Source organism: Vibrio campbellii CAIM 519 = NBRC 15631 = ATCC 25920 (assembly GCF_002163755.1).
Classification (GTDB): Bacteria; Pseudomonadota; Gammaproteobacteria; order Enterobacterales; family Vibrionaceae; genus Vibrio; species Vibrio campbellii.
In genome coordinates, this window is the sequence record NZ_CP015863.1 from 512,088 (window position 1) to 525,147 (window position 13,060).

Below are 13,060 nucleotides of genomic sequence, written 5' to 3' on the forward strand. Positions count from 1 at the left end.
GTGTACCAAAGCTCGGCTATATGCCGAGCTTTTTGTTTTTCTAAAGCTTGAAAAAGTCCGTTTTTCTTCTCGCGTTTGCTTTCACTTTCTTACTTAATATCCTCGCAACATTTGAGCGCTTTATCTGCATGTTTTCTGGTTTTATTCGTGCTACAAAACTGAGATAACAAAAGTGGAGAGTACCTTCACATTCTTGAAAGATCTTTCTACGTAATTGACTGAAAACAGCCGGAATACAAGGCTTTTTATCCTATTTCTAGCCATTCTTCGTTTCGCTTTCTTGTTACAAATCACATCTATTTTTTATAATTTTGCCGCTTTTGTGACGGCGTGAGCGATTTGCCTCACAATTGTTACAAAAAGGTAGCTTTATCTTGTCAAAAAGTAGGGTTTTCTTTATCATTTCTCCCAATAAATAGAACTAAATTCATTATTTGTTAGCCATGCTCTTATAAGCGGAATAATAACGATCCAAAGGGAGCAAATGGGAGAATGTTTGGATGAGCAACGCGCCTTTAAATAACGGTCGCAGGCGTTTTCTAACCGCTACAACGGCAGTTGTTGGTGGATTAGGGGCAGCTGCCGTCGCCGTGCCTTTTATCAAATCATGGAATCCGAGTGCCAAAGCAAAAGCTGCGGGTGCACCGGTGGAAGTGGATATCAGTAAAATCGAAGCCGGTCAGATGGTTCGTGTTGAGTGGCAAGGTAAGCCTGTATGGGTTGTACGTCGCACTCAAGAAGTGGTGGATAACCTAAAGAATATCGACGGACAGCTTCGTGACCCACAATCGGAAATGGAACAACAGCCAGTTTATGCTCAGAACGAGCATCGTTCGATCAAACCTGAGTATTTCGTGGCAGTTGGCTTCTGTACTCACTTAGGCTGTTCACCAACCTATCTACCTGACACCTTCTCAGAGCAAGTACAAGGCGTTAAGTCTGGCTTCTTCTGTCCATGTCACGGCTCTAAGTTTGATATGGCTGGTCGAGTGTTCCAAGGTGTTCCTGCACCTCTGAACCTTGTGGTTCCTAAGCACATGTACTTGAGTGATACGAAGCTCATGATCGGTGTTGATGAGGGAGACGCATAATGCAAGCACTATTAGACTGGGTTGAAAAACGAATTCCCGCGATGAATGCTTACAAAAAGCATTTGTCTGAATACCCAATGCCTAAGAACTTCAACTTTTGGTACCTTTTCGGTTCTCTGGCAATGTTGGTACTGGTTAACCAAATCCTGACGGGTATTTGGCTTACGATGAACTATGTTCCTTCAGGTGAAGGCGCATTTGCTTCTGTCGAATACATCATGCGTGACGTTGATTTCGGTTGGTTGCTGCGCTACATGCACTCGACTGGTGCTTCGGCATTTTTCGTCGTTGTTTACCTACATATGTTCCGTGGTTTGATTTACGGCTCATACCAAAAGCCTCGTGAGCTACTTTGGATCTTCGGTATGTTGATCTTTTTGGTTCTGATGGCAGAAGCATTCATGGGCTACCTACTGCCATGGGGCCAGATGTCCTACTGGGGTGCTCAGGTAATCATTTCTCTGTTTGGTGCGATTCCTGTTATTGGCGACGACCTAACGCTTTGGATCCGTGGTGACTACATCATCTCTGGTGCAACGTTAAACCGCTTCTTCGCACTGCACGTTATTGCATTGCCTATCGTGCTACTTCTTCTTGTCGTACTACACGTGTTGGCGCTGCACGAAGTTGGTTCTAATAACCCGGATGGTATCGAGACTAAGCTACCAAAAGGCTCGATGGGCGACGATTACCAAACGCAATTCAAGTTCCACGATTACTACACGAAGAAATACGACATCATCGACTCTATTCCTTTCCACCCTTACGGAACGGTTAAGGACTTGGTTGGTGTCGCTGGCTTCTTGTTCTTATTCTGTTACGTGCTGTTCTTTAACCCAGAGATGGGGGGATACTTCCTTGAGCCGCCTAACTTTGAAGCTGCAAACCCACTGAAGACGCCTGAGCACATTGCTCCTGTATGGTACTTCACTCCGTTCTATGCAATCTTGCGTGCGGTTCCAGACAAACTATTGGGTGTAATCTTTATGGGGGCGTCAATCGTAGTACTGTTTGCTCTACCTTGGTTGGACCGTTGTAAAGTACGTTCATACCGTTACCGTAGCAAATTTCACCTGTTGAATATTTTTCAATTCACTATCGCCTTTATCGCTCTGGGTATTTTGGGTGCACTGCCGGCAACGCCGCTGTACACAATTCTGTCTCAGATCTTTAGCTTGTGTTACTTCATGTTCTTTGTACTGCTGTTCTTCTACAGCAAAAATGAAGCAACCAAACCATTACCAGAAAGGGTGACATTCAAATGAAGAAGTGGATTGTAATTCTATTTGCTATGTTGCCGTCTCTAGCGATGGCAGCGGGTGCCAATGTACCGCTAGACAAAGCGAACGTGGACCTATCGGATAAAGCTTCGCTGCAAAACGGCGCGAAGCTATTCATGAACTATTGTTTTGGTTGTCACTCAACGCAATACCAGCGTTACGAGCGAGTAGCGACGGACTTAGACATTCCTGCTGATCTAATGAAGGAAAACCTGATTTTTGACCCTGAAGCGAAAATCGGTGACCTAATGGTGAATGCGATGCCTGCGAAGCAAGCGGGCGATTGGTTTGGTGCTCCGCCACCGGATCTAACACTGGTTGCTCGAGTTCGTGGTGCAGACTGGCTGTACACTTACCTGCGCTCTTTCTATGTTGATCCATCTCGTCCATTCGGCGTGAACAACATTGTTTTCCCAAGTGTTGGTATGCCACACGTTCTTGAAGAGCTTCAAGGTATCCCGACGCCAGTTTACGGCACTAAAGTTGTGGACGGTGAAGAAGTACAAGTGGTTGTTGGTACTGAAACTAACGGTGCGGGTGAGCTAAGCTCTGGCGAATACGACAAAGCCGTTGGTGACCTAGTGAACTTCCTAGTCTACTCCGGTGACCCAGTTCAACTTGAACGTCATGCGCTTGGTTGGTGGGCAATGGGCTTCCTAGTTCTATTAACTATCGTTGTCGTGATGCTCAAGAAAGAGTATTGGCGTGATGTGCATTAATTGTGCTATCATACTGTGCTAATTCCCAATTTTAATTGCTGGATAATGGAGGCTTAGCCTCCATTATTTTTATTTGTAAGTGTACTGGAGGGCTCCATGGCTGTAGCTGCCAATAAACGTTCTGTGATGACTCTTTTCTCAAGTGCATCAGATTTGTATAGCCATCAGGTTCGCATCGTACTAGCTGAAAAAGGCGTAAGTGTTGAAGTTGAGCTTGTTGATGAAGCTAACCTTCCTGCTGAGCTTGTTGAATTAAACCCATACAAATCAGTGCCAACTCTTGTTGACCGTGAGCTAGCTCTTTACGATTCAAAAATCATCATGGAGTATCTGGACGAGCGTTTCCCTCATCCACCTCTAATGCCTGTTTACCCAGTTGCTCGTGGTAACAGCCGTCTGATGATGTACCGTATTGAACGCAACTGGTACTCACTCGCTGAAAAAGTTGTTAAGGGTAACGCTGAAGAATCAGAAAAAGCACGTACCAAACTACGTAATGATCTTCTGACTCTTGCACCAATCTTTGCTGAGTACGAGTACTTCATGAGCGAAGAGTTCAGCCTAATCGATTGTTACCTAGCTCCACTATTGTGGCGTCTGCCTCAACTAGGTATCGAGCTTGTAGGCCCTGGTTCAAAAGAGATCAAAGTTTACATGAACCGCGTATTTGAACGTGATTCATTCCTTGCATCTCTAACTGAAGCTGAACGTGAAATGCGCCTAGTTCGCTAAGCGGCTCAGATAACACGTTATGGATATTGCAAAAATGACTGCTCGCCGCCCGTACATGCTTCGTGCATTTTATGATTGGCTAGTAGACAACGACTTAACTCCGCACTTGGTTGTAGATGCAACTATGCCAGGTGTGCGTGTACCAGTTGAGTTTATTCAAGATGGTCAAATCATTCTGAATATTGCTCCACGTGCTGTTGGTCAACTTGAGTTGGGTAATGATGCGATTACCTTCCATGCCCGCTTCAGTGGTCGCCCACATTCAGTGATCGTGCCTGTGTACGCTGTACAAGCGATTTACGCACGTGAGAATGGCGCTGGTACCATGTTTGAACCGGAAGAAGCGTACACTCACATTGAAGAAGAAGGCATTGTTGAAGAAGAACAATCGCCGACTTTCACTACCGTGAGTGACGAATCAGAAAGCGTGGACTCGGAGTCTGAAGAGGAAGAAGCACCTCGCCCGAAAGGCAGACCAAGCTTACGAGTTATCAAATAAAAAAGCAGCGTGAATACGCTGCTTTTTTCTTACCTATTTTTCGATTCAAGCAATGAAACGGCTAGCCACTGAAGTTATTGCCGTCACCTGATGCCAATGGCTTAGTTTGCTTGTCCATCTATTTCTTTCACAGTGACTTCTTCTGTCACTGCCGTCTCAGAGTTCGCTGCTTCTGGCTCTTCTACTTCTAACGGCTTTTCATCGCCATACTGGAAGCCCTTAACGACCTGCTTCACGCCAGAAATATTACGTGCAATCTCTGTTGCTCTCTCGCTTTGTGCTGGTGTTACGTAACCAAATAGGAACACGTCGCTGTCTTCGGTGATGACTTTCACTTTCACACCGTTGAGCTCACTGTCCGTCAGCAGCGCAGACTTCACTTTGGTTGTGATCCAACTGTCGTTGCTGATTTGTGTGACGCTGAGAGGTTCTTTTTGTTTGATTTGGTTGTGAATGTTCTTCACACCTTTCACTTCACGGGCTTTGTTTTCAAACTCGTTAATCAAGTCTTGAGTAGGAGCTTGGCCCATTAGGACTACGGTGCCATTGTATGAGCTGGCCACGACGCGGGCTTTTCCTTTAAAAGGTGCTTTATTCCCGATCGCTGCGACTTCGAATTCAATGTTGTTGTCTTGCCAAATTTCTTTGGTGGTACGGGTATCCGTGACGATATTAGCCGTAGTGGCTGCACCTGCAATAAACAAACCTGCACAGCCGCTCATGCTGAGCGCGGCACATAAAATGACAAGACTACGTATCATAATTTTAAACTCTCAATTCAGTTATTCTTCGTGAGCTGGGAAAAGTACTTGGTCGATTAGATCACACAGGCAGTGAAGTGTCACCATGTGTACTTCGTGAATGCGCGCTGTGCGATGTGATGGGATTCGAATTTCAACATCATTCTCGCCGAGTAGGCCGGCCATCTCACCGCCATCCTTACCTGTTAGAGCAATGATGGTCATGTCACGTGTTACCGCCGCTTCCATTGCTTTGGTGACGTTCTTGCTGTTACCGCTGGTCGAAATTGCCAGAAGGATGTCGCCAGGTTCGCCAAATGCGCGTACTTGCTTAGAGAAGATCTCTTGGTAGTGGTAATCGTTCGCTACCGCAGTCAATGTTGTGTTGTCTGCTGTTAAAGCCATCGCTGGAAGGCTAGGGCGTTCAGTTTCGAATCGGTTCAAAAGGCAAGAGACAAACTGTTGCGAGTTCGAGGCACTGCCACCGTTGCCACAGCATAGGATTTTATTGCCATTGAGTAGGCTCGACACCATTGCTTGAGCGGCGTGAGTGATGGCATCTGGCAGCGCTTCTGCTGCCGCAATTTGAATTTGAATACTTTCTGTAAAACTGTCTTTAATGCTGTCTAGCATCGTTTATCCTTCAGAGATTGCATTTTGTATCCAGTTGATGTCTCGACCACTGTCGTGAATGGCGACCACATCAAACCGATAATCGATATTGTACGCCGAGCGTTTTTGCTGGCTTAGCCAAATTTGGGCTGTTTTGACTAGTTTACGCATTTTTGCGCGGGTGACCATTTCTGCTGCTGAGCCAAAGCTATCATTCTTACGATATTTGACCTCAACAAAGACGATAGTTTCACCTTGTTGGAAGATTAAATCAATTTCGCCGAATTTAGTCAGAAAATTTTGATCTAAAAAGCGCAAACCCTGGCGCTGCAAATACTGCTTCGCCAGGGTTTCGTATTGATTACCAATTTGTCGCTTACTAAAGAGCCCCACGCTCAGCCCAGTCTAGCTCACGTTCAACAACACAATTATTGTTAATGCTTAGTATACCAGTTTGACCGCTAACCGAGTAACCCGGTAGAAGCTTCATTTGTGGTAGCTCGCCGATCAGCTTGTATGCATCCATACCTAGCGCTTCAAGGCGTTTTTCCATGTTGGATTGATCTGGCCATAGCTCATTCATTTCTGCCGCGATGGTTGGATCTGGGTTAATCAACATCGGAATGTCGCTGTATGCTACACCAGAAAGGTCTTCATACGTCGTACCACCGCTGTTACTGCGTGAGTTGGAGAATAGTTTAGGTGGCTTCGCATCAGGGTTAATCGCCACTTCAATAAATGGCTTGATTAGCGTGAGTTCAGAGCTACGAGCAACAATGTAAACCGCATCCACATCACGACGGCTACGTGGTGGGCTTTCTAATGAAATGCGCATCAGAGACTGCATTTGTGCGATACGCTGTTGGCTCTCTTGTAGGCCAAATACGTTGTTGATGTTCTTCTGCAGCTGGCGTTTGTCACCAAAATAGCTTGAAGCCACTTTGTTTGAGCTGTACTTGCGCCATTCTTCATTAAACGCTTCAACCACGCGCTGACCGTAAGCACCGTTCGGTGCCAAAATCATTGGGAATTGGTAGCCTTGATTGAACAAGTACTTCGCCGCTTGCGCCACTTCTTGCTCTGGAGACAGTGCTAGGTAACACATGTCAGTACCCGGTTGAACGTCTTCAGGAATGTTCAATGCAAGAGCTGGGATTTTTACGCCAGTTTCAGAACCATCAAAGGTCGCTTGTAGTTTCTCTACGTTTTCTTTTTGCAGAGGACCCACAACAAAATCGATGTTCTCGTTGATCAGGCGTTGCTTGATTTGATCCGCACTGTAAGCGTGGGTATCAATGACTGTTAAGGTTGCGCTCGGCTCGCGCATGTCATCGTTCATCATCGCAAAAATGAAGCCATCACGGATCAACTGAGCTTGCGGAGCAAACTTACCAGTTAGAGGCAACAGTAGCGCCGTGTTGTTTGGCTTAACGATTTCTAAAGATAAGATGTTTTGGATTTCAGCGGGTGTGTAAACGGCTGCTGGGTGTGAAGGGTTTTCACTTAGCCAGCGCTCAAGGGTGTTTTTCAGCTGAGGAATATTACTTGAAAGCGTCTTTGCATAAATAGCTAGCTGTAACCAGCCATCAAGAACATCTTCGTTTGGTTCGGTTTGCAGTGATGTCAGTTCGCTCTCTGAGTAGCTGCCAAAGTTCATCCAAATACGGCTAGAGATTTCACGTTGCTCGGCAGACGAAGCATATTGACCTTGTGCGACTAGCTGGCGGTTTGCTTCGAATGGTTGGTTCAAGCTTTGGTAAGCATCCGCACGCAGCTCATAATAGTCTTTCCACTGTTCGCTCGGTAGTTTCCACCAAGGTTTAAAGTTCAGTGTTTGTAGCAATTGAGAGTAATTGCCTTGCTTTTGCTGTATGGTCGCACGGGCTAATTGCCACTCGGCTTGTTGAACTTCGGTCAATTGTTGACGAGAAAGACGTTTGATCAGCAGTTCCGCTTGATCCAATTTGTTTGCTTGGATGGCTGCTTTGGTCGCCATGATCAACCAGTCGTTTTGCAAGCTGCCTTCGGTGCTATCCGCTTGAATCATGTAGTTCTGAACAGACTGTGTCGGCTCAAGTGTAATGTCTACGCTGTCTGGTTGTCGCGGGCCTGAAGAACAGGCTGCGAGCGTAATTGCCAGTGCAACAGGAGTGAGTAAGCGTGGTACACTGAGTCTCTTATGGTTCATCATTGCCGTGAGTTCTCTATAATTTTGTACAAAATTGTCTCTATATTAATCGTTGAAGTGATGGTAAACAAATGACAGATAAAAATAAGTTGCCGAATGAGGGGCCAACTCTCTACATCGTACCGACTCCAATCGGAAATTTAGCGGATATCACACAACGTGCTATCGAAGTTCTGTCGAATGTGGACATCATTGCCGCTGAGGATACTCGACATACGGGCAAATTACTGTCTCACTTCAATATTCAAACCAAAACTTTCGCGCTACACGATCATAATGAGCAGCAAAAGGCGCAAGTTTTAGTTGAAAAGCTACTATCAGGTCAGTCAATTGCATTGGTCTCTGACGCTGGTACGCCGCTAATAAGCGATCCAGGATACCACTTGGTAACAAAATGTCGTCAAGCGGGCGTAAGAGTTGTGCCTCTTCCTGGTGCGTGTGCGGTCATCACAGCGTTAAGTGCATCGGGCTTACCTTCTGATCGCTTCAGTTTTGAAGGATTTCTACCACCGAAAAGCAAAGGCCGTAAAGATAAGTTTTTGGAAATTGCGTCAGTGGAACGCACTTGTATCTTCTATGAATCACCGCATCGCATTTTAGACTCTCTACAAGATATGTTAGACGTTCTTGGTCCAGAACGAGAAGTTGTCTTGGCGCGAGAGCTAACCAAAACCTTTGAAACCATTCAGGGAATGCCGTTAGGCGAACTGATTGAGTGGGTAAAAAGCGATGATAACCAACAGCGCGGTGAGATGGTTCTGCTTATCCACGGCCACCGCGATTCAACTGAAGATACGTTGCCAGATGAAGCAACCCGTACGCTGGGCATATTGACGAAAGAGCTGCCATTGAAGAAAGCCGCAGCACTTGCCGCAGAGATCTACAGCCTCAAGAAAAACGCACTGTATAAGTGGGGCTTGGAGAATCTTGGCTAGAAGTTTGTAGAGCGCTAACGCTTCGGGAACGCTTCGCTTCGAGAGTCGGGAATCGAGAAGTGCGCATTGGTCGTTTCCTGCAAGAGCCTTTAGTTTACAGAGCTATTTGGATAAGACTAATAAGGGGAGTCGTTAACGCGGCTCCCTTTTTGTTTGATGAGCTCTCGCGCTTTTAGAATGCTTCGCTTCGAGAGGTGCGCGTTGGTAGTTTCCTGTGTGAGGGCAGTTTGCTTTTAGGTTTACATAGATAAGGCTAATAAAGTGCGTTGTTAATATGGCTATGCATTTATTTTCCAACTTTACTTTCAAAGTCCCTCTCGGAGCATCATGTTCCCGAATCCCGAATCCCGAATCCCGAATCCCGAATCCCGAATCCCGAAACGCAGTTCTCCACTTTCTTTCTCTCGGAGCGAAGCGTTCTCGCCTCCCGAAACGAAGTGCCTCTATGTATCGCTGTCTTTTTGACCACTTAACCAACCATTTTCAGCAATTCTGTGATCTCACTAGACTCTGGGGGGATAACTCTATACAATCCGCCCTCGGAGCTGACTGGGTAGTCGCTGCTTTGTTGATGTCCTTCGGGAGACTGACGTCGAAGTCCCTTTGGGAGACTGACGTTGACGTCCTTCGGGAGACTGACAAAGGGGAGGAAAGTCCGGGCTTCATAGAGCAAGGTGCCAGGTAACGCCTGGGGGGCGCAAGCCTACGACAAGTGCAGCAGAGAGAAGACCGCCGATGGCCCTAGGGCACAGGTAAGGGTGAAAGGGTGCGGTAAGAGCGCACCGGACGACTAGTAATAGTTCGTAGCAGGGTAAACTCCACCTGAAGCAAGACCAAATAGGCCTTCACATTGCGTTGCTCGCGTAAGGAGGCGGGTAGGTTGCTCGAGCCAGTGAGTGATTGCTGGCCTAGACGAATGGCTACCGCCGCGCAAGCGGAACAGAACCCGGCTTATGTGTCGGCTCCACCTATTCGAGACCCATCTCTACTTCGGTAGTGATGGGTTTTTTGCATTTAATTGACGCAAACTATGTCATTACCAATAAACTTGGCGCTGAATCACGTCTAACTTTAGACTTGAGGTAGCGATGATGTGGGAAATCAGTACACTAAAGAATCGCTTCAAGATCATTCAACGAGACAGCTATGACCGAAACATTTCAACATATCTCCGTGTTATTAAATGAATCCATTGATGGCTTGGCTATCAAACCCGATGGTATCTATATCGATGGAACATTTGGCCGTGGCGGTCACAGCCGAACTATCTTGTCGAAACTGGGTGAAAATGGCCGACTGTATAGCATCGACCGAGACCCACAAGCCATCGCAGAAGCCGCGAAAATCGATGACCCGCGCTTCACTATCATTCATGGTCCGTTCTCAGGTATGGCGAAATACGCAGAAGAGTATGGCCTAGTTGGTAAAGTTGACGGTGTATTGCTAGACCTAGGTGTGTCGTCTCCGCAACTTGATGATGCTGAACGCGGCTTTAGTTTTATGAAAGACGGCCCATTAGACATGCGTATGGACCCAACATCGGGTATTCCTGTGTCTCAATGGCTGATGGAAGCCGACCTTGATGACATTACTTGGGTTATTCGTGAGTTTGGTGAAGACAAACACGCCCGCCGCATTGCCAAAGCGATCGTAGCTTACCGCGAAGATGAAGAAAACGAGCCAATGGTTCGTACTGGTCAGTTAGCAAAATTGATCTCAGATGCGGCACCAAAGAGCTTTAAAGAGAAAAAACACCCAGCAACCCGTGCTTTTCAGGCTTTTCGCATTTACATCAACAGTGAATTAGAAGAAATTGATACGGCACTAAAAGGTGCGGCAAGTATTTTGGCTCCTGAAGGCCGTTTGTCTGTGATCAGTTTCCACTCATTGGAAGATCGCATGGTGAAACGTTTCATCCGTAAAGAGAGCAAAGGCCCAGAAGTGCCACACGGTATTCCGATGACGGAAGAACAAATCCGTGCGCTTGGTAGTGCGAACATGAAGCCGATTGGTAAAGCGAACAAGCCAACGAAACAAGAAATTGACATGAACCCGCGCTCTCGAAGCTCAGTGCTAAGAATTGCAGAAAAGCTTTAATTATTATGACGAAAACCACTCCTAACCTTGCTAAGTTGATTGCGACGGACTTAATTACCGTCGGTCGCTGGTCGTTGTTGCTGATGATTTTGATTTTCGCAACGGCAATGGGAGTGGTGTTTGCCACCCACCATGCGCGTCAGGCTATCACTGAAAAAGATCATACATTGGTTGAGCGAGAGCGATTGGATAGCGAATGGCGCAACCTAATGTTGGAAGAAACAGCCCTCGCGGAACACAGTCGCGTTCAAGACTTGGCAAAGAAGGACCTTGAAATGAAACGACCAGATGGCGATAAAGAAGTGGTTATCACGCTAAAATGATTGGAAAGAAAGCCAAATCTAAACAAGGAAATACGCGCAAGTCTGCTGCGAAAGAAAAAAAAGTAGCTGCTACAAAGCCGCAACCTACCAAAGAAACGAAACAAGCAGAAGTGGCTGAAGAGTTAGAATCGTTTTTGATTCGTTGGCGTTTTCAGTTACTGCTGTTTTTTGTCTTCTGTGCCTTCGCACTTCTCGTTGGGCGAGTGGCCTATATTCAAGTTATAGAGCCTGACAACCTAATCAAACAGGGTGACCTTCGCTCTGTCCGTGTTAAAGCCATTCCTTCTGCGCGCGGTATCATCTCTGATCGCAATGGCGAACCGCTTGCAGTGAGTGTTCCTGTTGAAGCCGTGTGGGCTGATCCTAAAACTATCTTCAAAGAAGGCGCTCTGCAGAAAACGAAGAGTTGGTACGCACTTGCAGACGTACTTGGCCTAGATCGCCAAGGCCTGATCAACAAAATCAAGAAAAACGAAAAACGTCGTTTTATCTATCTACAACGCCAAGTTAGCCCAGCGATGGCGAACTACATTCGTGAACTCAAACTACCTGGCGTTGGCTTGAAGTCGGAATCTCGCCGCTACTATCCTGCTGGTGAGGTTAGTGCTCACTTAGTCGGTGTAACTGGCATTGATGGCCACGGCCTAGAAGGCGTGGAACGAAGCTATGACGAGTGGTTAACTGGTGCTGCAGGCAAGAAAACCATCCGTAAAGACCGTTATGGTCGCGTGGTAGAGAACATTGCTCTTGAAGAGAAGCAAGAAGGTAAACCGCTACAGCTGACGATCGACCAACGCATTCAAGCCGTCGCTTATCGAGCGATCAAGCAGGCCGTAGCGGATCACCGTGCAACATCTGGATCCGTTGTTATTCTAGACGTTAAAACGGGGGCGGTACTGGCCATGGTCAACGCGCCTTCTTACAACCCAAACAACCGCAGTGATTGGCAAAGTTACAAAATGCGTAACCGCGTGATTACTGACTCACTAGAGCCGGGCTCAACCATTAAGCCTTTTGTTGTTTTGGCCGCATTAGAAAATGGGGTGGCAGACAAGGATACGATTGTTGATACGGGTAACGGTATTCTTCAACTCGGTGGTAGCCGTGTTCGTGATGCGCCAAAAGTCGGCAAAGCGAGCCTAACTACCATTCTAAAGAAATCGAGTAACATCGGTGTGACCAAGCTGGCGATGCAAATGCCGGTTGAAGCTTTACTTGGCTTGTACAGTTCGGTTGGCCTTGGTGAATTATCCGGTCTTAACTTGGTCGGTGAAGTGGTGGGTATCTTCCCAAGCCGCTCTCGCTGGTCTCCAATTGAGCGCGCAACCATCTCGTTTGGTTATGGTTTATCGGTTACTCCAATCCAGCTAGCGCATGCCTATGCGACGCTAGGTAACTTGGGTAAATATGAGCCGATCCATATTATCGAAAGTAACGATAATGACATGGCACGCCAAGTTGTGAGTAAAGAGAATGCTCGTCTCGTTTTAGACATGCTTGAAACGGTAACGCAAAAAGGCGGTTCTGCACGTCGTGCGGCGGTTCCTGGTTACCGAGTCGGTGCAAAAACCGGTACTGCCCGAAAGGCAAGGGCAGGTGGCTATAGTGATGAGTACATCAACTACACGGCTGGTGTTGCGCCAGTGAGTGACCCACGTTTAGCGCTTGTGGTTGTGGTTAATGAACCACAAGGTGATGATTACTACGGTGGTTCGGTAGCCTCACCTGTTTTCTCTGAAATCATGAAAGGCGCACTGCAAATTCTGAACGTTGCCCCTGACGAAAATAAATTCCAACAGTAGGCTTATAAGCGTACTGAGAAACAAAATGAAGAAAGCTGAGCT

The 13,060-nt window shown here is 46.7% G+C and carries 13 protein-coding genes and 1 other RNA gene; 10 read left to right on the forward strand and 4 right to left on the reverse strand.

What is annotated here, in order from left to right; genetic code table 11:
* Positions 1-500 precede the first annotated feature (500 nt).
* The 5 genes from petA (at position 501) to sspB (ending at position 4,321) form a co-directional block, all read left to right on the forward strand.
* The gene (gene petA / locus A8140_RS02540; protein WP_005528738.1) at positions 501-1,091 is read left to right on the forward strand and encodes a ubiquinol-cytochrome c reductase iron-sulfur subunit; all 591 of its coding nucleotides are present in this window, start codon (positions 501-503) and stop codon (positions 1,089-1,091) included.
* The gene (locus A8140_RS02545) at positions 1,091-2,356 is read left to right on the forward strand and encodes a cytochrome b (protein ID WP_005528735.1); all 1,266 of its coding nucleotides are present in this window, start codon (positions 1,091-1,093) and stop codon (positions 2,354-2,356) included. Before petA ends, A8140_RS02545 begins: the two co-directional genes overlap by 1 nt.
* Positions 2,353-3,090 carry a cytochrome c1 gene (locus A8140_RS02550; protein ID WP_005528733.1) on the forward strand — a complete coding sequence of 246 codons (738 nt, stop codon included), beginning with the start codon at positions 2,353-2,355 and terminating at the stop codon, positions 3,088-3,090. Before A8140_RS02545 ends, A8140_RS02550 begins: the two co-directional genes overlap by 4 nt.
* Before the next feature lie 96 nt (positions 3,091-3,186).
* A complete protein-coding gene (sspA, locus tag A8140_RS02555; protein ID WP_005428584.1) occupies positions 3,187-3,822 on the forward strand; it encodes a stringent starvation protein SspA in 636 nt (211 codons plus the stop codon).
* A 19-nt stretch (positions 3,823-3,841) separates the two neighbouring features.
* Positions 3,842-4,321, forward strand: a complete 480-nt coding sequence (gene sspB / locus A8140_RS02560) for a ClpXP protease specificity-enhancing factor (RefSeq protein WP_005528731.1) — start codon at positions 3,842-3,844, stop codon at positions 4,319-4,321.
* Positions 4,322-4,422: 101 nt separating this feature from the next.
* Here the strand turns inward: sspB and A8140_RS02565 are convergent, their stop codons facing one another.
* Genes A8140_RS02565 through A8140_RS02580 form a run of 4 tightly spaced genes read right to left on the reverse strand, consistent with a single transcriptional unit; the run spans position 4,423 to position 7,864 of the window.
* Positions 4,423-5,082 carry a BON domain-containing protein gene (locus tag A8140_RS02565; protein ID WP_005528729.1) on the reverse strand — a complete coding sequence of 220 codons (660 nt, stop codon included), beginning with the start codon at positions 5,080-5,082 and terminating at the stop codon, positions 4,423-4,425.
* 21 nt (positions 5,083-5,103) lie between these two features.
* Positions 5,104-5,694 (reverse strand): phosphoheptose isomerase, encoded by a 591-nt coding sequence (locus A8140_RS02570; protein WP_005528728.1) that lies wholly within the window; start codon positions 5,692-5,694, stop codon positions 5,104-5,106.
* A gap of 3 nt (positions 5,695-5,697) precedes the next feature.
* Positions 5,698-6,066 carry a YraN family protein gene (locus A8140_RS02575; protein ID WP_005528726.1) on the reverse strand — a complete coding sequence of 123 codons (369 nt, stop codon included), beginning with the start codon at positions 6,064-6,066 and terminating at the stop codon, positions 5,698-5,700.
* The gene (locus A8140_RS02580; protein ID WP_005528725.1) at positions 6,053-7,864 is read right to left on the reverse strand and encodes a penicillin-binding protein activator; all 1,812 of its coding nucleotides are present in this window, start codon (positions 7,862-7,864) and stop codon (positions 6,053-6,055) included. Before A8140_RS02580 ends, A8140_RS02575 begins: the two co-directional genes overlap by 14 nt.
* A gap of 68 nt (positions 7,865-7,932) precedes the next feature.
* Between A8140_RS02580 and rsmI the strand changes: the two genes are divergently transcribed.
* The 5 genes from rsmI to A8140_RS02610 all read left to right on the forward strand — a co-directional run bounded on the left by rsmI (position 7,933) and on the right by A8140_RS02610 (position 13,018).
* Positions 7,933-8,796 (forward strand): 16S rRNA (cytidine(1402)-2'-O)-methyltransferase, encoded by an 864-nt coding sequence (gene rsmI, locus A8140_RS02585; protein ID WP_005428578.1) that lies wholly within the window; start codon positions 7,933-7,935, stop codon positions 8,794-8,796.
* Between the two features lie 541 nt (positions 8,797-9,337).
* An RNA gene (rnpB, locus tag A8140_RS02590) (RNase P RNA component class A) lies at positions 9,338-9,766 on the forward strand.
* Between the two features lie 176 nt (positions 9,767-9,942).
* Positions 9,943-10,893: a 16S rRNA (cytosine(1402)-N(4))-methyltransferase RsmH gene (rsmH, locus tag A8140_RS02600; protein ID WP_005528721.1), complete on the forward strand. Its 951-nt coding sequence runs from the start codon at positions 9,943-9,945 to the stop codon at positions 10,891-10,893.
* 5 nt (positions 10,894-10,898) lie between these two features.
* Entirely contained in the window at positions 10,899-11,216 is a 318-nt protein-coding gene (ftsL, locus tag A8140_RS02605; RefSeq protein ID WP_005428577.1) for a cell division protein FtsL, read from the forward strand.
* Positions 11,213-13,018, forward strand: a complete 1,806-nt coding sequence (locus A8140_RS02610) for a penicillin-binding transpeptidase domain-containing protein (protein WP_038862654.1) — start codon at positions 11,213-11,215, stop codon at positions 13,016-13,018. Before ftsL ends, A8140_RS02610 begins: the two co-directional genes overlap by 4 nt.
* The last annotated feature ends 42 nt before the right edge of the window (positions 13,019-13,060 follow it).